This window comes from Pantoea rodasii, assembly GCF_002095465.1.
GTDB classification, from domain to species: domain Bacteria; phylum Pseudomonadota; class Gammaproteobacteria; order Enterobacterales; family Enterobacteriaceae; genus Pantoea; species Pantoea rodasii.
Map to the genome: position 1 here is coordinate 267,230 of NZ_MLFP01000001.1, position 23,061 is coordinate 290,290.

Genomic DNA, 23,061 nt, shown 5'->3' on the forward strand with positions numbered 1-23,061 from the left:
TGCGTCATTTTACAGGCGCGCTTTCCACTGCCTGGAGTGAATAAAGAAAGTTTTGTTAGCTGAAATAACCTCAATGCTTCGCCGTTCCCTCTGAGCTTGATGCAATTTCCCGCTGCTAATCGGCTTTTCAATTGTTTTATTTATCAGAAACTTCCTGGCAGGCAGAATAGTCCTTATTTCCTCTCTGTCAGCCATCATGTCCGAAGAAGCGCTACGTCAGCAGGTTCAGAACCTGAAAAAGCATAATGCGCGCTTAAAGCGCATAGCGCATGACGCGCGTAACAAGCTGAGTGCGGCGCTGGACGGAACCGGTTTATGTTTGTGGCAGCTGGATATTCCCAGCGGCAAACTGGTGATTTTCAATCGACGCTGGGGTTCGATGCTGGGATTCCAGCCGAAAGAAACCAAAGCGCAGTTTGACGTCTGGCGCGATCGCCTGCATCCCGATGACGCCGATGAAGTGCTCAAGGCGTTTTACGATCATATCGAAGGTCGTGCGCCTTACTATGAAGCGCTGCATCGCATGCTCGGTAAAAACGACAAAATAAAGTGGGTGCTGGATCGCGGGCGCGTCACCGAGTGGGACGAAGAGGGTAACCCGCTTAAAGTCACTGGCACGCACATCGATATGACCAAAGAGAAGCAGTATGAAGCGCAGCTCTCTTCCCTGGCTCATCACGATCCGCTGACCGGCCTGACCAACCGCCACGCGCTGCAAACCCATTTCAGCAAGATGAAAGCGCAGGGGCCGCTTTGCGTGGCCTTTATCGATCTCGATAACTTTAAGCATGTGAACGATACGCTTGGCCATCGCAGTGGCGATGAGGTGCTGATTCAGCTCAGCCAGCGCATTCTCGACCAGGTGCCACCGAACGTAGTGGTGGGGCGTCTCGGCGGTGATGAGTTTGTGCTGCTGATGCCGTTCCTGATCGACTTCCCCAAAGTGCGCATCATGTTGCAGGCGGTGCTGGATGCCGCGCTAACGCCGTTCGATGTCGATAACGGCCATGCGCAGATTGGTGCCTCGATTGGCGTGGCGACGGTGCAACCGCACTTTAATTTCGATGAAGCGTTAACACGTGCGGATGAAGCGATGTACCACATCAAGAAGAACGGCAAGCACGGATTCGGATTAGCAGGATAGACTTTTGTGGCTGGGGACACCGATCCGCGCCATATGAAGAGAGTCTATTTGCAGCAAAGCCCTCTCAGCAGGAGAGGGCTTCAAACCACGACTCACTCAAAACGCGAAACAAGAACAGCCCAGCGCACCCCAGAACGCATTGTTATCCGATACCGGCACCGAAGACTGGCGTGCGACATCATGCGAGTGGCTGTGAACACCACAGGGGCCGCTGCACTGGTGCACTTTCGGCATCATCGCCGCACGGCCGTTGGCTTGTGGCGGGGCGCTGCGATAGTGGCCCGGAACGGTGACGACCGGCGACCACTCTGGCAGCACCGGAACCGGCGGCGGAGACAGCGGCGTGAATCCGCCTGCGGCATACACCACTTCGCCATCGACCAGCGTCAACACCGATTCAATCCCTTTAATTTCCTCTTCCGGCACGCTGAAGAAATCTTTCGACAGCAGCACCAGATCCGCCAACTGACCGACTTTGATTTCACCTTTAGCATTCTGCTCGCTGGAGAACCACGCGCTGCCTTTGGTCCACAGCATCAGTGCGGTTTCGCGGTCAATACGCGCATTGTCATCGTACAACTGCATGCCGCCGACGGTACGGCCGGAAACCAGCCAGTAGAGTGCGGTCCACGGGTTGTAGCTGGCAACACGCGTGGCATCGGTGCCTAAACCGACCGGCACGCCTGCATCCAACATGCGTGCCACTGGCGGTGTCTGTTTGGCCGCTTCTTTACCGTAACGATCGACAAAGTATTCGCCCTGGAATGCCATACGATGCTGCACCGCCAGTCCGCCGCCCAGCGCTTTGACGCGCTCAATGTTAGCCTCGGTGATGGTTTCCGCGTGGTCAAAGAACCAGTGCAGACCGTTGAACGGAATATCGCGATTCACCTTCTCGAACACATCCAGCATGCGGCTGATCGATTCGTTATAGGTGGCGTGCAGGCGGAACGGCCAGCGATGCTCAACCAGATGGCGCACCACACGCTCCAGCTCATCTTCCATACCCGGTGCCAGATCGGGGCGTGGTTCGAGGAAGTCTTCGAAATCCGCCGCCGAGAACACCAACATCTCGCCCGCACCGTTGTGACGCAGGAAATCGGTGCCCTGGCCCGGCTTCAGCATATCGGTCCACTTCTCGAAATCGCCCAGTTCATTACCGGGATTCTGAGTAAACAGGTTGTAGGCGATGCGCACCGTCAGCTGCTTTTTGGCGTGCAGTTCGGAAATCACATCGTAATCATCGGGATAGTTCTGGAAGCCGCCGCCCGCATCAATGGCGCTGGTCAGGCCGAGGCGATTCAGCTCACGCATAAACTGGCGCGTGGAGTTGACCTGCTGTTCCAGCGGCAGCTTCGGGCCTTTCGCCAGCGTGGCGTACAGCAGCATGGCATTAGGGCGCGCAATCAGCATGCCGGTCGGGTTGCCATTGCTGTCGCGCTGGATTTCGCCACCCGGTGGGTTTGGCGTGTCTTTGGTGTAACCCACCACCCGTAGCGCAGCGCGGTTTAGCAGGGCGCGATCATACAGGTGCAGGATGAACACTGGCGTATCCGGCGCGGCGGCGTTGATCTCGTCCAGCGTCGGCATGCGGCGTTCAGCAAACTGGAATTCGCTCCAGCCGCCCACCACGCGCACCCATTGCGGTGAAGGTGTGCGCAAGGCCTGTTCACGCAGCATGCGCAATGCATCGACGAGCGACGGAACGCCTTCCCAGCGCAGTTCAAGATTGTAGTTGAGACCGCCACGAATCAGGTGCAGATGCGAGTCGTTGAGGCCGGGAATGCCGGTGTGGCCTTTTGCATCAATAATCTGCGTATCGCTACCCGCAAAGCGCATCACTTCCGCTTCGCTGCCCACCGCGAGGAATTTGCCGTCTTTGATCGCGACTGCAGTGGCTAAAGGGTTGGCGCGATCCACGGTGTGGAATTTGCCGTTAGTAAAAATCAGTGAGGCCGTTGTCATCATCTCTTCTCCAGTTAGATTACGCGTTGCGGCCAATAAGCCACTGTTTAACACTCGGGTAACGATCGGCATCCACAAGAACACCACCAGTGCCACCACGCTGGCATCATTCAGCAAGTGGCCCCACAGCGTGCCGTGCGCGGCGGGCAATACCTGATTCCAGAACCACGGCACCAGGTTGGTAGAGGGAAAAATCACCCCCAGCGTCAGTAAGTATTGCTTCCATTTCGCCGGTTTGACCTGGCCTTTTTGCGCGGGGGTAAACCAGAACGCGGCACCGGGACGCACTTCAATATGTTCCGGCTGCGCCAGCATTGCCGGCAGGTCTTTGATCAATGCGTTGCGCTGATCCGATTTCAGCCACGCGTACAGCTCATCCAGTCCGGTAAAACGAATCAGTACGGTGTAAGCGTTGTCGCCGTGCACCGGACGCAGCACGTTAACGCCCAGATGGCCGGGAAAGCTTGCCGCTTGCGGCATGATGGTATCGAGCCATTGCTCATAGTCGGCCTGCTTTTCCGTCAGAATGCTGTGGGTGATCACCAGCGTCACGTGGTTGGCTTGCTGCGAGTAATTCATGGTCGGTTCCTAAAGTTTCCGCTGGTGAAAATGCTTGCTTCGTTGAGTAAAAAAATACGAAATGAGAGCGTTTATTGATAACGGATAGATTTTGGGTTGTTGTTCAACAATTTTTGGGGAGGCAGAGGAATGCGTTTAAACCTTGAAGCGTTGCTGATTTTGGATGCGCTGGATCGTCACGGCACCTTTGCCGCTGCGGCTGCGCGCTTGTTTAAAACCGCGTCGGCGTTGAGCTATACCGTGCAGAAAATGGAGAGCGATCTCAAGATCACGCTGCTCGATCGCTCTGGCCATCGCGCCACGTTCACGCCGACCGGTCGCTTGATGCTGGAGAAAGGTCGCACCTTGCTGCGTGCGGTCAACGAGTTAGAGCAACAGGCGCGCTACGTCGAAAGCGGCTGGGAGAGCCAGCTAGTGATCAGCGTCGATGCCTCGTTGCCGTTTCGCATTCTGACCCCGCTGATCGATCAGTTTTATCAGGAGCACCCGCATACCCAGCTGCAATTCCGTCAGGACGTGCTCTCCGGCTGCTGGGAAGCGCTCAACTATGGCGAAGCGGATATTGTCTTTGGCGCGGTGCAGGAACCCGCCACGCGCAAAGAGATTGTCTGCCAACCGCTGGGCTGGCTGGATTATGTGTTTGCTGTCGCGCCCGAGCATCCTTTGGCCTCGGCCCCTGAGCCGCTGCTGCGCGAGCAGATTCGCCAGTACCGTGCGGTGACGGTACATGACTCGTCTCGCCACGGCGCAGGCATTGATTTACGCGTGCTGGATGAGCAAAAGACTCTGAGCGTGCATGACTTCCCGGCGAAACTGCAGGCGCAGCTGGATGGGCTCGGCTGTGGTTATCTGCCGCTGTATCTGGCAAGACCGCATCTGGAGAGTGGGGCGCTGGTGGCGCGTCAGCTGGATAGCGAATGCCGACGCGATATGGCGTATCTGGCGTGGAATGAGACCGCGACCGGCAATGCGGCTACCTGGTGGCGCGAGCACCTGCTTACGCTGGCAGGGCTGCAGGAGATTTATTCTCCCGCGTAAAGCGTAATGCTCGTTAGTTAAGCGACGGGTGATAACGCAGTCTGGTGTCGTACAGGGGCCGGCGGTCCTCGCGCCGCTGCGCGGTACCTTCACTTCATTCGTCTGCCTGACGGAACGGCGGGGATGGCACATCGTGTGCCGCCCCGCCTTACGCCCGCATCCTTGCGGGCTATCCTGGCAGACTCATTACGTTCAGCGCTGCGGATTGCCAGCCCCTGAACGGCACCCGCCTGCTCGGAAGCATTTGTGCGTGTGGTAAAAAAGGGCACGATAGTAGAGGCCAGCGCACCTCTGCTGCTGCAAGGGCTATCCGCAGCGCTGAGGCTTTTACGTTGGGCCAGGAGCCAGTCGCATGGATGCGACTGGCAGTTCGGGTTGGCCTGGATGGCCTTACCCGAACGGTCCGTCGGCACGACGTGGAAGCCGATGGCACCGCGTCAGCGGCGCGAGGACGGCCCGGCAGCAGCAGAGGTGCGCTGGCCCGCACTCCGACATGCTCACCCAAACGAAAAAAGCTGCCACTTTTAACAGTGACAGCTTTTGTAATTAAAGCCTTAACTGGCATGAGTTACCGCGTAAAGCGCCGTTATATCGCAATATGATGACTGACCTGCGGGGCTTCCTCGCCCTGATGATATTGCAGAACGGCCTGCTGCAACTCGGCATCGGCGTGCGACACGCGCTGGTGCTGACGCATATGCTCCTGCCAGGACTCCACCATAAACCACTCCAGCAGCGCTGTCGGATCGTCGGTTTGCTCCATCAATCCCCAGGAATAGGCACCATCACGGCGGCGTGACTGCGCCAGTTTGTGAATCGCCTTTTTGAACGCGGCGCGGTCTTCCTGCGGTACGCGGTAGCGGATCTGAATCAAAACCGGGCCATGACGCACATCGACATCATCGTGCACCACCGGCGCGGCCCAATGCTCAGCGGGTTGCAAATCCGCTTCTCCAGCAGGCAGCGCCAGACGTTTCAGCAGCACGCCGGTGATCACCAGGCCAGCCCCGGCAATCAGCAGCGTGTTGGCCAGACCGAGTTGCTGCGCGAGCAAGCCCCAGGCCAGACTGCCAGCGGCCAGCGTGCCGTTGAACACCATCAAGTACACCGCCAGACCGCGACCGCGCACCCAATCGGGCAACACCGCCTGTGCCACGCCGTTCAGCGTGGTCAGTGCAATAATCCAGCCGACGCCCAGCACCAGCATCAACAGTAGCGCCAGCCACTGCGGCGGGCTCATCGCCAGCGCCAGCATCACCAGCGCACTCAGCACCGCAGAGAGCAACATCAAGCCATCGTTACTGAGTTTGCTGCGCAGACGCGGCAACAGCAGCGCACCGGCAATCGCACCGCCACCGACTGCACCCAGCAGCAAGCCGTAAAAGCCCGCGGTGCCGTGCAGCATGGTGCGCGCCACTAATGGCAACAGCGCCCAGATGGCACTGGCAAAGGCGAAATACATCGCGGCGCGGAACAACACGCGATGCAGTTCGCGGCTGGCTTTCACATAGCGCAGCCCTGCACGGAAGGCACCAAAGAAGTGTTCATTCAGTTCGGTTTTGGCTTTCGCCGGGCGTTTCCAGTACAGCAGGGCAGCAATAACGAAAAAATAACTCGCCACATCGGCACCGTAGGCCGCCATGGCGCCTAAACTTGCCAGCAGTAAACCGCCGGTGGCAGGACCGATGGCGCGGGCAATATTGATCCCTAGCGAGTTGAGCGCCACGGCGTTTTTCAGCTCATGGCGCGGCACCAACTCGGGGACAATCGCCTGCCAGGCCGGGCCAAACAGCGCGGCACCAATGCCACCGACAAAGGTCAGGCCGATCAACCATTCCACGGTGAGCCAGTGATTGTGCGACAGCACCAACAACGTGCCGCTGACGCTGGCCATCAGGATTTGCACCACGATCAGCAGGCGGCGGCGATCGACGATATCAGAGAGCACGCCCGCCGGCAGCGCCAGTAAAACACCGGCAGGGTGGCGGCGGTTTGCATTAACGCCACGGCGGTGGGGTTATCGGATAATCCGGTGACGAGCCAGGCGCTGGCAACGTCACGGATAAAACTGCCGGTGTTGCCGAGTACCGAGGCGGTCCAGATCAGGGCGAACAGCCCGTAAGCGAAGGGAGAAAATGCGCCGCCGCGTGGCGTCGTTGGGGTTTGCTGGCTCATCATCATGTTCCTGTAAATGTGCGATGTATGCACCTTACGAATCCCGCGAGATGCTTGATAGCGGAAAAATCGGCCAACTTGTTCAGGCTTTTTTGACAGCTTCACAGGGCAAAAATCTTTGAACAAGTTGTCAAAATCTCTGCTTTAGGTTTTTGCAGCAACCGAATGTAGTTTGATTAGCAGACACAACATCACTCACTTAACGGAGCAAAAAACATGAGCACATTCAAAGCGAAAGACGGCGTTAACCTCTACTACAAAGATTGGGGCAAAGGTCAGCCAGTTCTGTTCAGCCACGGCTGGCCGCTGGATGCAGATATGTGGGATAGCCAGCTGAATTTCCTCGCCGAACGCGGCTATCGTGCTATTGCGTTTGACCGTCGCGGCTTCGGTCGTTCTGAGCAGCCGTGGGAAGGCTACGATTACGATACCTTCGCCGATGATATCCATGCGCTGATTGAGCATCTGCAACTGGACGACATCACGCTGGTGGGCTTCTCAATGGGCGGCGGTGATGTTTCACGTTATATCGGCCGTTACGGCACGACGAAAGTGAAAGGGCTGGTGCTGCTGGGCGCGGTCACGCCAATCTTTGGTAAGACCGATGATCATCCGGAAGGGGTTGAAGCGGCGGTGTTCGATGGCATCAAAGCGGGTCTGCTGAAAGATCGTGCGCAGTTTATCAAAGACTTCGCCACACCGTTTTATGGTGCTAACGCAGGCCAGACCATTTCTGATGGTGTGATGACGCAGACGCTGAATATCGCGCTGCTGGCTTCACTCAAAGGCACGATTGATTGTGTGACGGCGTTTGCCGAAACCGATTTCCGTGCAGATATCGCCAAAGTGGATGTGCCGACGCTGGTGATTCACGGCAGCAATGACCAGATCGTGCCGTTTGAAGCCACCGGTAAGTTGGTGCACGAGATGATCGAGGGCTCGGAGCTGAAAGTGTACGAGAACGGCCCGCACGGATTTGCGGTGACCCATCAGGATCAGTTGAACGACGATCTGCTGGCGTTCCTGCAAGGAAATAAATAAGCGGAGGTTGCGTAGCGGCGCGTTTTTGTTCAGCTGAGTCGCTGTGACAAGCGCAATACATTGCGCCGCTCCGATAATGACCACCAATAAGAAAGGGCGCTGATGCGACCTTTCTCTGTTAATCCGCCAACAAATGCCCGTACATTGTCATTAATCGACGTGTCACACCGTTGGTCCAGCCAAATCCATCCTGCAACGGATATTCACCGCCGCCACCCGGACGGGCACGATCGCCGCTGATGTCATACTTCTCCACCAGCTTGTGATGCAGCGAATAGAAGTTCTTCACCGTGGTCAGCCAGTTAACGGCAATCTCTGTCGCCAGCGTCTCTTCACCGTAATGATTCAGGCCAACTATCGCCATCCACTGTAGCGGCGCCCAGGCATTCGGTTTATCCCACTGCTCGCCGCTTTCCACCATTGATGTCAGCAGGCCGCCCTGAGTCAGCAGCAACTGACGCAGCGCAATCGCTTGCAGATGCGCCTGTTCTGGCGAGGCGAGGCCAAGGAACAGCGGCACCACTGCGGCAGCCGTGAAGGCACCAAAGCGCTCATCGCGCCAGTTGTAATCACGGTAGACGCCTGCGGTGTCATCCCAAAGATAGCGATGAATCGCCTGCTTACGCGTGTCGGCCTTTTTCTGCCACGCCAGCGCCGTCAGCTCTTCGCCTTTGGCGTGCGACAGCGTGGAGATCATCAGCTCCAGCTTGTAGAGAAACGCATTCAGATCCACCGGGATAAACTGCGTGGTGCGAATGCTGGCCAGACGTTGCGGATCGCGCAACCAGCGGGATGAGTAATCCCAGCCTGAAGCGGCACCTGCACGCAAATCACGGTACACCTCATTGGCCGGTCGGCTCGATTTGCTGGCCGTTTCCACGTCTTCCATCCACGACTCATCACGCGGCGTGTCGCGGTCATCCCAGTAACGGTTGAGCAGCGAACCATCCGGCATGCGCACCACGTGACGATACGCCTGATGCGGCATCAGCTCGCCCGCGCCATCCATCCAGAACTGATACTCTTTCATCAGCTGGTCGAGATAGCGTTTCGCACCGCGAATACCATCCTCTTCGAACAGTTCGACCATCAGCGCAAACACCGGTGGCTGAGAACGGCTGAGATAATAAGTGCGGTTGCCGTTCGGCACGTGACCGTAGTTATCAATCAGCCACGCGAAGTTGTCTGCCATGTCTCGCAGCAAATCGTCGCGTCCCGCATCAGCCAGGCCGAGCATGCTGAAATAGGAGTCCCAGTAATAGGTCTCGCCAAAACGTCCGCCCGGCACCACATAAGGTTTCGGCAGCGGCAGCAGCGATGAGTGCGATAAATGCTGCTGCGGCATTTTGGTTAACACCGGCCACAGATCGTCAATATGTTCCGTCAGCGATTTATCTGGATTGGAGACATAGAAACTTTCATTCACCTGCGGCAAATAAAAATGGTCATGCACGAATTTTTCGAGATCAAACTCAGCCGAGCGTCGGGTGCGGCGATAGCGGATTAATATATCCAGCGGATCGAATTTGGGCGCGCAGTCCGGGAAGGTTTTTCCATCGGCAAATATGCGTGACATCTGCACGTGCTCGAACAGTTCAAGATAGCGATCGGCAGGGGTTAGCGCATCTGGCGCAGGCAGACCCTGAATCAGCTCCGGTTCCGGCTCGGAATCTTCCATGCCTTCGCGGATAAATTCGTGAGGATCGTATTGATACCCCAGATCAGCATGGGCTTCGTGTTCCCCGAAAGCTTGATGTTGCTGGTTAGTATTAATAGCGGCCTCCTGAAATTGCCTGGTTGCTCAAAGGACAAATTATAGAGCTTTGAATAGCCGAGACAACAATGCGAAATATCTATGAACGTAATAAATCTTGTCGATTGATCCGGCTTTTTGGTGAATTTACAGCGATTACAACAAGCTATATTTCAGGAATTGAAAGCAGCGTTTCAAATGGTGGTTTAAATCAGGTTACGGAATTATCTGTAAATAAGAAAATCGCCATTATTTGGCTTAAATATCGTGTTTTGCTTTGATCATTTGGTGGCATACGAGGCGGGAATCAGGCCAGCTTTCGCTGGCCTGGAGAGGCATTACTTCGCCAGTGTGGCTTTAATCACTTCAGCATACGGCGTGGTCGGGCGACCAATCAATTTGCTCAGCGAACGGCTGTCATCGAACAATCCGCCTTGCGCGGCACCGGCATCGGAATCCGCCAGCAGTTCTGCCAATCCATCCGGCAAACCGGCGCCTTTCAGCGCGGCTTCGAACTCCGCAGGTGGCAGGTTGATGTAATCCACTTGCTCGCCAGACTGTTTCGCAATCTCGGCGCTGAACTCGGCCAGCGTGTAGCTCTTATCGCCGGCGAGTTCATACACTTTGCCGGCCTGATCGTCACGGCTGATGACTTCAGCCGCTGCGGCTGCGTAGTCTTCGCGTGAGGCTGATGCGATGCGGCCTTCACCCACGGCACCGATAAAGGCGTGGTGTGCCAGCGCTGGCGCAATGCTGGCGGCATAGTTTTCGGTGTACCAGCCATTACGCAGCAGAGCAAACGGCACGCCAGAGGCTTTCAACTGCGCTTCGGTGGTGCGGTGTTCTGCGCCCAGGCCCAGTGTGGAGGTATCCGCATGCAACAGGCTGGTGTAAGCAATAAACTTCACGCCCGCCGCTTTCGCTGCATCAATCACCGCCTTGTGCTGCGCTTCACGTTGACCGACTTCGCTGGAAGAGATCAGCAGCAGTTTGTCTACGCCGCTAAACGCACTCTGCAGCGTTTCTGGTTTGCTGTAATCCGCTGTACGCAAGGTCACGCCCAGAGCCTGTAAATCTGCGGCTTTTTCAGGTGAACGCACTGCGGCAATCACTTCGCTGGCAGGGACTTTTTTCAGTAACTCGTTAATCACTAAACGGCCTAATTGGCCAGTGGCACCGGTAATCGCAATCATGATGTTCTCCTTCAGTTTGAGCTGGAATGAAATCAGCCTAAGGGATAAACTAACTTTTAGTAAGTACTTACAGATTTGTTAGTTTGGAAGAGGCAGCATAAATGTCTGAAAAATTGAGTAATAAATTTATCCGTGGCGAGCTGCTTAATGTGAATTGCCCTTCACGCGACGTGCTCAAGCGCATCACTAGCCGCTGGAGCGTACTGGTATTATTAGCGCTGCGCGAAGAAACGCTGCGTTTTAGTGAACTGCGCCGCAAGATTGGTGGCGTCAGTGAACGCATGCTGGCGCAAACGCTGCGCTATATGGAAGAAGATGGATTTATCGAGCGCATCGCCTATCAAGTGGTGCCGCCGCATGTGGAATATCGCCTGACGCCGCTCGGGCGTGAAGTCGAAGGCCATGTGATTGGCCTGGCCGACTGGCTGGAAAGCAATGTGCATCGCATTGTGAAGGATAACGCGGAGGCGTAGCGGGGCACATTTTCCCGCTGCTACGCCTAAATGGCACGATTAGCCGTGCAGATACTTCTCAAACCACCCCAACGTCCGGCTCCACGCCAGCTCCGCTGCCGCTTTGTCATAACGCGGGGTCGAATCATTATGGAAGCCATGATTAACGCCGGGATAGATGTAGGCTTCATAGGTTTTATGGTTAGCTTTCAGCGCCTCTTCGTAGGCTGGCCAGCCCTCGTTGATGCCTTTGTCTAACGCGGCATAGTGCAGTAGCAGCGGGGCGTTGATGCGCGGCACATCTTCCGCTTTGGGTTGGCGACCATAAAACGGCACTGCACAAGCCAGTTCCGGAAAGGCCACCGCAGCAGCATTCGCCACGCCGCCGCCGTAACAGAAACCGGTGATGCCGACTTTGCCGGTGCCTTCTTCGTGGTGCATCAGGAAATCCACCGCAGCAAAAAATCGTTCATCAGCTTGGTGGGATCGACTTTGGCCTGCATCGCGCGGCCTTCTTCATCATTGCCGGGATAGCCGCCCATTGAACTCAATCCGTCGGGTGCCAACGCGATGTATCCGGCTTTCGCCACGCGGCGTGCCACGTCCTCAATATAAGGATTCAGACCCCGATTCTCATGCACCACCACTACCGCGCCCACCTTGCCGGTTGCCCTGGCCGGGCGCACCAGATAGCCGCGCACCTCGCCATGGCCCTGCGGTGAGGGATAGTGAATATATTCGGGTTTGATTTCCGGATCGGTGAATTCAACCTGCTGCGCCAGCGCGTAGTTGGGGCTCATGGCGGTGAGTAAAGTGGCGCCGGTCATGCCTGCGATAGTGAATTTGGCGGCAAGGGTGATGAACTCTCGTTTGCTGATCCTGCCGTGCGCGTAATAGTCGTATAACTCAAGCAGTTCCTGGGGAAAATCTTGTGCGGTAAGACGGGTCATAACCTCTCCTTCGCTGATTAACCGATTGCTTTGCCGCTTTAAAAAAGCACAGCTGGTTAACGCTTGCAAACGCCATGGCGCAAAGGGTTAAGGCTGGAAGGCGTGATATCACTGTTTTATATGATATTGGACGCGGCAGTGCTGGATACCTGCTGAGTTATCAGTGATCTGACGTCGTGCGGCAATGTGCTTCGCTTAACAGAAATCAGTGCTCAATCGCCTACAATGGCGACCTTTCTCACAAAATTCCCGGACAAGCTTTAGCTAAAAACGTTAGTAACCTAAGCAATTAATGCTTTTCCCGTCTCGCTACGTTTACTCTTCCTTACGTTAGTAATACGTTTTTGTTATATTTATGTGATTAATCGCGCAAATTCATTACCTTCACTCTCATCACTCGATCAATAAAATCATGCTCAGCCTGAATCTAAAAAAACAGTACATCAACGATCTGGTGGACTGGATAGAGGCGAATCTGACCGACGAGCTTAATATCGATCTGATTACCCTGAAATCTGGTTACTCCAAGTGGCACATGCAGCGCATGTTTAAAGAGATGACCGGCCAAACGCTGGCGTCGTACACGCGCAAACGCCGACTGACCATGTCAGCGATGGCGCTGCGATTGACCAGCATGCCGCTGATCGATATCGCCGTGCGCTTTGGTTTTGATAACCAGCAGAATTTCACCCGTGTGTTCAAAAGCCACTTCTCACTGACGCCGGGGGCCTATCGCCGCATACCCGATATGCTGATGAAGGATTTTCACAGCCGCATCTCCACGCAACGTTCGTGGGTGAGTGCGCGTCTGGCCGAAAAGCCTGAGCTACAGCTGTGTGGCGAGGTGATTGAATGGGAATGCCGCTTCGGTGAATACATCGAGCATCACAATCAAGTGGTGGCGCAACATACCCGAGATTTTGTGAACTTTGCCGGTAAGCATGTCAGCCGTGGCTGGTTGGGGTTCCAGTTTAGCCCTGGGGTGAATTCGGCCGACCAGCAGCACATCAGCATGTTCCAGGCACTGGAGAGTCAGTATGCCGATGTTCTGCCGCGCAACGTGCAGAACTGGACCGTTGAAAGCGGTTTATATGCGGAGATTGACTGGCACGGTACGCCGGAAGAGATCAATGCATTTACCGCCGAGATTTATTACAACCATCTGCCCGCGCTAGGCGTGGCGCGTCGTGCCGGTAAGGATCTGCTCAAGCTGGATCTGAAATACAGCACGCCAGATCTGTTGCAGGGCACCTTCTATATTCCGGTCTCGACCTGTTAATGCATAAAACGTGCGGTTAACTGTGACTAACCGCACGATTTTATAAAATTATTGCCATAACTGGCGTAAAATCCTCCATTGAAACCTGATTGGCCGCGTAAAACACCAGCCGCCACTCATCAGGCTGGATAATCACCTGCATTCCTGGTCCTCTCTGGACCGTCAAAGTGAAAAAGAAAAATTATGCGACTTTTACCGTTGTTCCTCATGACAGCGCTTGTGGCGTTTTCCTCGCTGGCAAGTGCACAGATGGCTGAGCCCTTTACGCCGCCGGGTGGACTGCATCCGCACCAGCCTCACTGCCAGCAACACGAAATTGTGGGCGATAACGCACTTATGCAGCGCAGTCAGGATGACAATAGTTTCGTGAACTGCACTAATCATCAGGCCTGAGTTCTCTCTCTTTACCGCGCTTTACCCCATTAATATCGATGACACGCCGCACGTTTGTTGCGGCGCGATCGTTGCCCGCTAATCGAACTTAACCCTTTCTCTAATGGCATTAGCCGCGATTCCCTCTTGAAGCCCAGTCGGCGAAAGCCACACCTAAGATTCTGCAACTTTTCCCAATAGCATTTTTCGGCATTGCGTCCAAGATATATCATAGCTATTCTTCCTGGCGTCAGATGAGAATGATTTTCGATAACATTTGATTCATGCGCGGACTTCTGACGTCCGGTACGGGGCAAAATTATGGATAAACAATCAGCATCGGCCAGCAGTGCGCTGGCAAATCCTTATCACAGCATCTCTTTAGCGGCCGCACGTGTGGTGATCAACGCCGCATTCGAAGCGGCAGCAGAATTCGGCTGGCACATCAGTGTGGCAGTGGTGGATCGGGCGGGTGAAGTCGTCAGTCTGGATCGCAGTGACAAGGCGATTGGCATCAGCCCGACGGTGGCATTAGGCAAAGCACGCACGGCGGCTCTGTTGCGCGCACCTTCAAAAGAATTTGAGACCTTTATCAACGCCGGTAGCCCGAGTTTTCTGGCCACACCTGGCGTCACACCGCTGGAAGGCGGCATTCCGCTATGGCTGAACGGCGAAGTGATCGGTGCCGTTGGCGTGAGCGGGGCGCACGGCGCCAACGACTCACAGGTGGCGGAAATGGCGGCTGAAGCACTGGCAACACTTTAAAAACATTGAGTGGCAGGGACGTCATCATGATGCATCTGCCTGGAGAGAACACTTGCAAAAAAACACTCACGATCGTGCGCCAAAGCGCGTACGTAATGAATTACGCTTCCGCCATATCACCGTGGCGAGCAAAACTTTAATCGCCGGAGAATTCTGGCGCATTGAGTTTACCGGCAGCGATCTGGCGGGCTTTAATTCGCCGTCGTTCGACGATCACATCAAAGTGTTCTTCCCGGAAAGTGCGGGCAGCGCGTTGGTGCTACCGCAAATGACCGATGAAGGCATTATGTGGCCAGGCGGTGTGCGCCCGGCGGCACGTGATTACACGCCGCTGGCGTTTAACGGTGCGGATTCTCTCACGCTCGACTTTTACATTCACGATGGCGGCGTGGCCAGCAGCTGGGCCAATGAAGCGAAGCCAGGCGATCAGATTGCCATGGGTGGACCGCGTGGCTCCTGTGTGGTGCCGGTGGATTATGCCTGCCAGATTTACGTGTGCGATGAGACCGGTCTGCCCGCCTTTAAGCGTCGTTACGCTGAAATGCAGGCACAGCAGATTCATCTGCTGGCCTACGCTGATGAAAACACCGGCCGCGATTACCTCGGCGATCTGCCAAATGTGCAGGTGACGTGGCTCGGCAGCGGCACTATGCAGGTGGATAACCTCGGTCCACTGATTGCGCAGCTGGATCAGATCTCACTGCCAACCGAAGAGTACTTCATCTGGCTGACCGGAGAAGGCGAAGCGGTGAAATTGCTGAGCGACTACTTCACGCAACGCCGTGGTGCACACACTGACTTCGTGCGTGCGGTGGCGTACTGGCATCAGAAATAACTGACTTCGCCGCGCCCGTTGCCGCCTGTGTTGAATTTTGCCAGGTGGCAGACTACTATCAACCTCCCTTAATTGACCTCAGGGAAGGCAATGAAACATCAGCGGGATTTTCCATGGCAGTCCGATAATGCACAACGTGCAATGTGTGCAGGTGCGCGTAAAAAGCGCCGTGAAAGGATGCTGGATGCCAGTGATATCCGATTGCTGATGCTGCACTTTCTCGCCAACAGTTCAGCTCATGGCTATGAGTTGATTAAGTCGGTTGAAGAGCTGTCGAAAGGGGAATACTCCCCCAGCCCGGGCATCATCTATCCAAACCTCACGTTACTCGAAGAGATGGATGCGATCCGCGTGGTGGATGCGCATGCATCACGTAAAGCCTACGCGCTTAATGATGGCGGTCGTGCGTTATTAGCCGAGAACGGCGAGAATATTGCGAATATTATTGAGCGCCTGACCTCGCTGGCGATTCTGGTGAATAACCGCAGTATTCCGGAAGTCGAGCAGGCGATTCATCATATTCGGCATACGCTAAATCATCGCTTATCCCAGGAAGATATTTCGCCTGAGTCGCTGAGTATTGTGATTAATGCACTGAACGAAGCGACAGAAAAAATCTCGAACAGTTAACAGGTTAAGGGCGCGTCTTATCGCGCCTTTTTTATTGCCTGTGGTATTAACCTTTCTGCTACGAAATTAATAAAATAAAAACATCCCTACATCCTTTATTACAGGCATACCAAAAAGGTTTAGCCTGTGAATATAAACGGTAGTTTTTAACTTTTTTTATTTTGGCGCTACTTTTTCTTCATCGCAGTTAACGCGTTTATGGAGAGAAGTATGTCTGAAAATAAAACCCCAGCCGTGCACGATCTGCGCTCGGCCATCGCGCTACTCACCAGCTTGAAAGGCGAGTTTGTCAGCACCGATACTGAAGTCGATCCACACGCCGAACTGTCAGGTGTTTATCGCTATGTCGGCGCAGGTGGCACCTGTGAACGTCCAACGCGCAAAGGCCCGGCGATGATGTTCAATAAGGTTAAAGGCTTCCCCGATGTGCGTGTCGTCACCGGTTTGATGTCGACTCGTGAGCGCGTCGGTCATCTGCTCAACTGTCCGCCTGAAAAGCTAGGCTTCCTGCTGAAAGATTCCGTCCACCACGCAATTGCGCCGGTGGTCACCAGCACCAAACCGCAGTGCCAGGAAGTGGTGCACTACGCAGAAGATCCGGCTTTCGATCTGCGCACGCTGTTACCTGCGCCCACCAATACCGAAGAGGATGCCGGTCCCTATTTCACCATGGGCATGTGCTACGCCTCCGATCCGGAAACCCACGAGTCGGATATCACCATCCATCGCCTGTGCATTCAGAGCCGTGATGAGCTGTCGATGTGGCTGACGCCGGGTCGTCACATCGACGCCTTCCGTGAAAAAGCGGAAAAGGCCGGACAGCCGTTGCCGATCTCGATCAGTATTGGTGTCGATCCTGCAATTGAGATCGCCGCCTGCTTTGAACCACCGACCACGCCGTTGGGCTACAACGAACTCAGTATTGCTGGTGCGCTGCGCGGCTATCCGGTGCAGTTAACGCCGTGCGTAAGCATTAACGAAAAAGCCATCGCCCATGCCGAAATTGTGATTGAAGGTGAACTGCTGCCCAACGTGCGTGTGCGCGAAGATCAGAACACCAACACCGGTAAAGCGATGCCAGAGTTTCCGGGTTATACCGGCGAAGCCAAAGCTGAACTGCCGGTAATCAAGGTGAAAGCCGTCACCCATCGTAAACACCCGATCCTGCAAACCACCTTGGGCCCGAGTGGCGAACACGTCAGCATGGCAGGCATTCCGACCGAAGCCAGCATTCTGGATATGCTGGAACGTGCGATGCCGGGCCGTGTGCTGAACGTCAATGCGCACACCTCTGGCGGCGGCAAATTACTGGCGGTGATCCAGTTTAAAAAAGCCTCCGCAGTGGATGAAGGGCGCCAGCGTCAGGCGGCCTTAATCGCCTTTGCCGCCTTCTCCGAACTCAAGCATGTGATCCTGGTGGATGACGATGTCGATGTGTTCGATACCGACGACATTTTGTGGGCGATGCAAACCCGCTATCAGGGCGATGTCGATCACCTCACCATTCCCGGTGTGCGCTGCCATCCGCTCGATCCTTCACAGGTGCCGGAATACAGCGTCAGCATTAGCCAGCAGGGCGTGACCTGCAAAACCATCTTTGACTGCACCGTGCCGTGGCACATGAAGGCGCACTTCGAACGTTCGAAGTTCAAAGAGGTGGATGTGGAACGTTTTCTTCCTGATTTTGAGTAAGTGAGGTGGCAGTGAGCAGAAGGCGCATTATCGTCGGCATTAGCGGCGCGTCAGGATTTCAGTACGGCATGAAGGCGCTGCAGTTGCTGCGCGATCAGGATGTTGAGGTGCATCTGGTGGTGACCAAAGGCGCAGAAGTGACGCGTTCGATGGAAACCCAGTGGCAGCGACAGGAGGTGGTGGATCTGGCCGATGAGGTGCACAGCATCAGTAATCTCGGCGCGTCGATCTCCAGCGGATCGTTCAAAACCCTCGGCATGCTGGTGGCACCCTGCTCAATGAACTCGCTGGCATCGATTGCCCATGGGCTGACCAGCAATCTGCTAACGCGAGCAGCGGATGTGATCCTGAAAGAGCGGCGTCGGCTGGTGCTGATGGTACGAGAAACGCCGCTCAATCTGGCGCACATCCGCAATATGCAGTCAGTCACGGAGATGGGCGGGATTATTTATCCTCCGGTTCCGGCTTTTTATCAGCAGCCGCAGTCGGTGGATGAGATGGTGCATCACAGCGTGGCGCGCGCCCTCGATCTGTTCGATCTCGACGTGGCTAACCTGAAACGTTGGGGTGAGAAGCATAACGATAAATGAGGAGTAAATTATGGTAGTGGGACCCTTTGTCAACGGCAGCGCGGTGCTGATTGGCGGACTGGCGGGCGCTTTTCTCGGTACAAAAGTACCAGAAAGGTTACGCGTCGCGTTGCCCATGACGTTCGGCCTGTCGTCGATGGGCCTCGGCATCGTTTTGATCGGCAAGATCCACAGTTTACCGGCGGTAATCCTGGCGCTGATCCTCGGTGCCGCGCTGGGCGAATTCGCCTATCTGGAGCAGAAGATTGGCCGGTTAGGAAATCTGGCGAAAGGACTGGTAAGCCGTTTTCAAAGCCAGCCCGCAGAAGGCGGGTTGAGTGGCGAAGCGTTTACTGAAAAGTATGTGGCAATCATGGTGCTGTTCTGCGCCAGTGGCACTGGCATTATTGGTGCCATGACTGAAGGAATGACCCACGACGCCAATATCCTGCTGGTGAAATCGATCATGGATATCTTCACGGCAGCGATATTTGCCACGCTGCTCGGTTATGCGGTGGCGGTGATTGCCATTCCACAGCTGATCGTGCAACTGGTGCTGGCCTCGGCGGCGGTGCTGATTATGCCGCATACCACGGCGCCAATGATGAGTGATTTTACTGCGGCAGGGGGCTTTGTCATGCTGGCCGCCGGTTTCCGTATCGCCGGAATTAAATCCTTCCCGGTGGCGAATATGTTACCTGCACTGGTGCTGGTGATGCCGATCAGTCACCTGTGGAGCATGTATATCCATTAAGCTTGCGCTCAGCGCGGTTGGATCGATTTCGGCCATGGTAAAGTAAGCGCGAACAGGGCGCGGAGGGATTATGGATCTGAAACGATTGCATTATTTTTGCACGATAGCGGAACAGGGCTCGATCAGTAAAGCCGCGAAGCTATTGAACATCGCACAACCGCCGCTGGGGAAACGTCTGCAGGAGCTGGAAGAGGAGATTGGGTCGCCACTCTTTACGCGCACGCCGCGCGCCATGGTATTAACTGAAGCGGGCAGTTTTCTCTATCGCCGCGCCTGCGATATCCTCAGCCAGGTAAACAGTTTAAAGCGGCAGACGGTGACGATTGCCACCCACAAGCAGCGCCGCGTCACCATTGGTATTTCTTACCTTTATTTGCGTTATTTCACTCCAATCCTGATGGATTATTACCAGAACCGACCCGATTGGGATATTAACGTGGTGGTGTCCGATTCCAGCCATCTGGAAGCGATGCTGGTCGATCACCGAGTGGATATCGCACTGATGCAGGTGCCGCACGATCGTCAACCCTGGTTTGTGCGCGAGCTGGAACCGATTGATACCATCACCGTAGTTTCCACGCATTACAGCGCCATTCTGGCGGGAAAAACCTCAACTTTGCCGATCTCAACGGCATTCCCCTGATTCTGCTGCATCGTATTGGCGGTGAAGGCACTTATGAGATGCTGCGCAACACGCTTTTTAGCAACCTGAGCCACATCAATATCAGTATCAAAGTATCAGAACCGCGTCTGGTGCTGGAGATGATGGAGCAGGGCTTTGAGGGCGCGGCTTTTCTACCGCGCTCGGAGTTCGTGCCGAGTCAGCAGGGCAAATACCTCGCGTGCCCGCTGGCCGAGCCTTTGATGATCTATCATCCTGCCATCGTCACGCTCAGCACCGCACAGGATCGTTTGTTGTGGCCGCTGGAACATGAGACGGAGAGTTAACCCGGCTTTTTCTTATCCACATGCCCTAATTCACGATCCGGCCAGCAGAAATCGCGCACGCGCTGCTTCAGCGCGGCTGCATCCGGGAATCCGCCTTCCTGTTTACGCTCCCAAATCACCGTGCCATCAATGCTGATTTCGAACACGCCGCCGGTGCCGGGTTTCAGCGTCACCGCGCTTAAATCTTCGGCAAAAGTGTGCAGCAATTCCTGCGCCATCCACGCGGAACGTAGCAGCCAGTTGCATTGAGTACAGTAATAAATGGTCACTGCCGGTTTTTGTGACATCGCGCGTCTCTTCTTAATTATTGATAATAAACAAGTTAACAAAATGTGCGGTCTAAGATACATCTTAGTGTAAAGTTTATTGATAATGATTACCAATTGCATTACATTCCTGACGAAATTATTTATTACATAAAATAAGTCCACACATTTTACGGTTTATTAACGCTTTTCGCGTTTTTTTGGCAGCAATCCAGTGAGCGAATACTAACAATTAACCAGGTATTTCGCGCATGTCTTCACTCTTTCAGGGAAAGGCCCAGCAACGTCTGTTTAAAGTTGCCATTTTATCTTCTGCTATTCACGTCGCTTGCAGCTATGCGGCCAGCGATGACACGACACTTGCTTTATCTTCTGACAAATCCACCAGCGCAGAGCCGGTTATGACGGTAACTGCGCCGAAGCTGGAGAAACAAGCCGGTAGCACTAGTACTATTACCGCCGCCGATATGCAGCGTGATGGTGGCAATGATTTCGGCACCATCATGCGCTACGAACCGGGCGTGACGGCAACCGGTGCAAGCGGTGGCTCTTCCGCAGGAAAAAGTGGCTTCGATCGCGCGGGTTATACCGGCTACAACATCCGTGGTCTGGAAAGTAACCGCGTTGATATCAACGTTGACGGCGTTTCTCTGCCGGATGCCACCGGACGCAGCTACGTCAGCCGTGCCGGTTTAGACACCTTTGGTATTGGCCGCGATTACATCGACCCTTACATGTTTGGTCGGGTGGATATCGACAAAGGCGCGACTTCTGTCTCTCAGGCCAACACCGCGATTGGTGGTGCTGTATCGTTCCGTAACAAGACGCCAGACGACTACTTACATCCAGGTAAAACCACCTATTTCGGCTACCAAAGCGACTTCGATTCCTCTAACCGCAGCTGGCACAACGGCATCACTGCTGCTGCGGGCGATGAGGAACTGCGCGGTATCTTTGTCTACAGCCGCCGCGATGGTCAGGAAACGCAAAACAATGATGCGAGCCGTGGGGCATATCCTGCTAACTGGCATTCTGACGCACTGTTGGGCAGCGTGGTGTGGGAGCCGAATGACGAGCACAAAATCACCGGTACCGCCGACTTCTACCATAAAACCAATCATACCCATTACGACAGCTGGGACAGTTCAGGCAATACCGTGTATGGCACCGCACAGCAGCAGAGCGATACCCGTCGCTTTGGCCTGAGCCTGGCGGACGAGTACACGCCGTATAACGATTTCATCGACAGCCTCAACACGCGTGTCTACTGGCAGCACACCGAAGCACATGACAACACCTATATGCCTTCGAGCGCGTCAGCCTATGAAACGGTTTACTCCGATTACAACACTGACAGCTACGGCTTTGAAACTAACCTGGCGAAAACACTGGGACGCCATGAGCTGACTGCGGGTTTGAATGGACGTCTGGAAAAAACCGAGCGTCCATTCCGCCAGTCACCGACGCCAAGCGTTTACAGCGTGATCATGCAGCCTGAAGCAGATAGCCGCAGCTATACGCTCGGCGGCTTCGTGCAGGATAAGATCAACTTCGACCTGGATGGCCACAACTTTGCTGTGGTGCCGGGCGTGCGTGTGGCTTACCAAAATACCAAGCCTGAGAACCTCAGCAGCCTGACCAGCGGCAGCACCGTGCTGACCGAATCAGAAGTTGAAACGCTTTACGGCTCTGGCAATAGCGATACGCAGGTTCTGCCATCACTGGCATTCCAGTATGAGCTCACGCCAACCCTGATGACTTATCTGCAATACAAACGCGGCGCGCAGTTCCCGAATGCCAGCCAGCTGTATGGCTCATGGAACCTCGGTTCAAGCTATGCAGGTAGCGCGCAATATGCGCTGATTGGTAACCCGGATCTGAAAACCGAAACCAGTAACAACTTCGAATGGGGTCTGAAAGGACAGCCTACCGAAGGCGTGGTGATGAACACGGCGGTTTACTACAACGCCTACAAAAACTTCATCGCCTATAACCGTTACACCCGTGCTGGTAGCCCGGAGAAATTCACCAACGTTCCAAGCAACATTTACACCACTTATCAGGCAGAGAACCGCGATAAAGCCTATATCTATGGTGCAGAGTTGAGTGGAAAAGTGAATTTCGGCACCTGGTATGAAGATGTGCAGGGCCTGAGCGCACGCTTCGCCTTTAGCTATAACGAAGGTAAATCGAAGTCGAGCTACCTCGGCGACCGTTATGTCGATCTGGAAAGCGTACCGCCAATGAAAGCGGTACTGGGTCTGGGTTGGGATGCGCCGCAGAACGAGTACGGTGCTGCGGTGACGGCAACCTTCGTGAAGGGCAAAAAAGCCACGGCGACCAACCGCCAGAGCTACACCAATACCGGTTCCAGTTTGACCGATTCCACCACCGACTACGAGCGCGTGCCGGGTTACGGTATGGTCGATCTGACGGCCTATTGGCAGGTGGCGAAAAACGTCAAGCTAAGCGGTGGCGTGTATAACCTGACAGATCGTAAATATTGGGATTACCTGAGCAGCCGCGAAATGACCAGCGATACCGCACAGGATCGCAACGATATCGCACTGGCAACTCAGCCAGGCCGCACCTTCCAGCTCGGTGTGAACGTCGATTTCTAATCACTTTTTCGCCCTGCGTTCGCGCAGGGCCTTTTCATGG

General features: G+C 54.9%; 19 protein-coding genes and 3 pseudogenes. 15 read left to right on the forward strand and 7 right to left on the reverse strand.

Going from position 1 to position 23,061, the window contains the following annotated elements:
- Positions 1-196 precede the first annotated feature (196 nt).
- Positions 197-1,144, forward strand: coding sequence for a sensor domain-containing diguanylate cyclase (locus HA45_RS01275; protein ID WP_100703464.1), 948 nt, complete (start codon positions 197-199; stop codon positions 1,142-1,144).
- A gap of 96 nt (positions 1,145-1,240) precedes the next feature.
- Here the strand turns inward: HA45_RS01275 and HA45_RS01280 are convergent, their stop codons facing one another.
- Positions 1,241-3,109, reverse strand: coding sequence for an amidohydrolase (locus HA45_RS01280; RefSeq protein WP_420849074.1), 1,869 nt, complete (start codon positions 3,107-3,109; stop codon positions 1,241-1,243).
- Between the two features lie 105 nt (positions 3,110-3,214).
- Positions 3,215-3,688 (reverse strand): annotated as a pseudogene (locus HA45_RS29400) (antibiotic biosynthesis monooxygenase); the annotation flags it as partial.
- Positions 3,689-3,817: 129 nt separating this feature from the next.
- On the opposite strand from HA45_RS29400, the gene HA45_RS01285 reads away from it, so the two are divergent.
- Positions 3,818-4,726: a LysR substrate-binding domain-containing protein gene (locus tag HA45_RS01285; protein ID WP_100703467.1), complete on the forward strand. Its 909-nt coding sequence runs from the start codon at positions 3,818-3,820 to the stop codon at positions 4,724-4,726.
- Positions 4,727-5,312: 586 nt separating this feature from the next.
- Here the strand turns inward: HA45_RS01285 and HA45_RS01295 are convergent.
- Positions 5,313-6,901, reverse strand: a pseudogene (locus HA45_RS01295) (MFS transporter).
- A gap of 216 nt (positions 6,902-7,117) precedes the next feature.
- Between HA45_RS01295 and HA45_RS01300 the strand changes: the two are divergent.
- Positions 7,118-7,942: an alpha/beta fold hydrolase gene (locus HA45_RS01300; protein WP_100703469.1), complete on the forward strand. Its 825-nt coding sequence runs from the start codon at positions 7,118-7,120 to the stop codon at positions 7,940-7,942.
- 118 nt (positions 7,943-8,060) lie between these two features.
- Here the strand turns inward: HA45_RS01300 and treF are convergent, their stop codons facing one another.
- Complete coding sequence (gene treF / locus HA45_RS01305) at positions 8,061-9,716, reverse strand: alpha,alpha-trehalase TreF (RefSeq protein ID WP_100703470.1); 1,656 nt, start codon at positions 9,714-9,716, stop codon at positions 8,061-8,063.
- 68 nt (positions 9,717-9,784) lie between these two features.
- On the opposite strand from treF, the gene HA45_RS01310 reads away from it, so the two are divergent.
- Positions 9,785-9,976 carry a hypothetical protein gene (locus tag HA45_RS01310; RefSeq protein WP_128598863.1) on the forward strand — a complete coding sequence of 64 codons (192 nt, stop codon included), beginning with the start codon at positions 9,785-9,787 and terminating at the stop codon, positions 9,974-9,976.
- A 57-nt stretch (positions 9,977-10,033) separates the two neighbouring features.
- Here the strand turns inward: HA45_RS01310 and HA45_RS01315 are convergent, their stop codons facing one another.
- Complete coding sequence (locus tag HA45_RS01315; protein WP_100703471.1) at positions 10,034-10,888, reverse strand: SDR family oxidoreductase; 855 nt, start codon at positions 10,886-10,888, stop codon at positions 10,034-10,036.
- A 101-nt stretch (positions 10,889-10,989) separates the two neighbouring features.
- Between HA45_RS01315 and HA45_RS01320 the strand changes: the two genes are divergently transcribed.
- Positions 10,990-11,361, forward strand: coding sequence for a winged helix-turn-helix transcriptional regulator (locus HA45_RS01320; protein WP_100703472.1), 372 nt, complete (start codon positions 10,990-10,992; stop codon positions 11,359-11,361).
- 39 nt (positions 11,362-11,400) lie between these two features.
- On the opposite strand, the pseudogene yghX reads toward HA45_RS01320, so the two are convergent.
- Positions 11,401-12,290: pseudogene (gene yghX, locus HA45_RS01325) on the reverse strand (YghX family hydrolase).
- 412 nt (positions 12,291-12,702) lie between these two features.
- Between yghX and HA45_RS01330 the strand changes: the two are divergent.
- The 9 genes from HA45_RS01330 (at position 12,703) to HA45_RS27810 (ending at position 20,134) form a co-directional block, all read left to right on the forward strand.
- Positions 12,703-13,569: a helix-turn-helix domain-containing protein gene (locus HA45_RS01330; RefSeq protein WP_100703474.1), complete on the forward strand. Its 867-nt coding sequence runs from the start codon at positions 12,703-12,705 to the stop codon at positions 13,567-13,569.
- A 693-nt stretch (positions 13,570-14,262) separates the two neighbouring features.
- Entirely contained in the window at positions 14,263-14,706 is a 444-nt protein-coding gene (locus tag HA45_RS01340; protein WP_100703476.1) for a GlcG/HbpS family heme-binding protein, read from the forward strand.
- A gap of 52 nt (positions 14,707-14,758) precedes the next feature.
- Positions 14,759-15,541 carry a siderophore-interacting protein gene (locus HA45_RS01345; protein WP_100703477.1) on the forward strand — a complete coding sequence of 261 codons (783 nt, stop codon included), beginning with the start codon at positions 14,759-14,761 and terminating at the stop codon, positions 15,539-15,541.
- A gap of 90 nt (positions 15,542-15,631) precedes the next feature.
- Entirely contained in the window at positions 15,632-16,171 is a 540-nt protein-coding gene (locus tag HA45_RS01350) for a PadR family transcriptional regulator (protein ID WP_100703478.1), read from the forward strand.
- Between the two features lie 210 nt (positions 16,172-16,381).
- Complete coding sequence (locus HA45_RS01355) at positions 16,382-17,863, forward strand: UbiD family decarboxylase (RefSeq protein WP_100703479.1); 1,482 nt, start codon at positions 16,382-16,384, stop codon at positions 17,861-17,863.
- 11 nt (positions 17,864-17,874) lie between these two features.
- On the forward strand, positions 17,875-18,453 hold the full coding sequence (locus tag HA45_RS01360; RefSeq protein ID WP_100703480.1) for a UbiX family flavin prenyltransferase: 579 nt from the start codon (positions 17,875-17,877) through the stop codon (positions 18,451-18,453).
- A gap of 10 nt (positions 18,454-18,463) precedes the next feature.
- The gene (locus HA45_RS01365) at positions 18,464-19,186 is read left to right on the forward strand and encodes a DUF554 domain-containing protein (RefSeq protein WP_100703481.1); all 723 of its coding nucleotides are present in this window, start codon (positions 18,464-18,466) and stop codon (positions 19,184-19,186) included.
- 70 nt (positions 19,187-19,256) lie between these two features.
- Positions 19,257-19,829: a LysR family transcriptional regulator gene (locus tag HA45_RS01370; RefSeq protein ID WP_244563350.1), complete on the forward strand. Its 573-nt coding sequence runs from the start codon at positions 19,257-19,259 to the stop codon at positions 19,827-19,829.
- A gap of 38 nt (positions 19,830-19,867) precedes the next feature.
- A complete protein-coding gene (locus tag HA45_RS27810; protein WP_244563351.1) occupies positions 19,868-20,134 on the forward strand; it encodes a hypothetical protein in 267 nt (88 codons plus the stop codon).
- Here HA45_RS27810 and HA45_RS01375 read toward each other — a convergent pair.
- A complete protein-coding gene (locus HA45_RS01375) occupies positions 20,131-20,421 on the reverse strand; it encodes an Rdx family protein (protein WP_100703483.1) in 291 nt (96 codons plus the stop codon). The genes HA45_RS27810 and HA45_RS01375 overlap by 4 nt on opposite strands.
- A gap of 230 nt (positions 20,422-20,651) precedes the next feature.
- On the opposite strand from HA45_RS01375, the gene HA45_RS01380 reads away from it, so the two are divergent.
- The gene (locus tag HA45_RS01380; protein ID WP_100703484.1) at positions 20,652-23,021 is read left to right on the forward strand and encodes a TonB-dependent hemoglobin/transferrin/lactoferrin family receptor; all 2,370 of its coding nucleotides are present in this window, start codon (positions 20,652-20,654) and stop codon (positions 23,019-23,021) included.
- Positions 23,022-23,061: the final 40 nt, after the last annotated feature.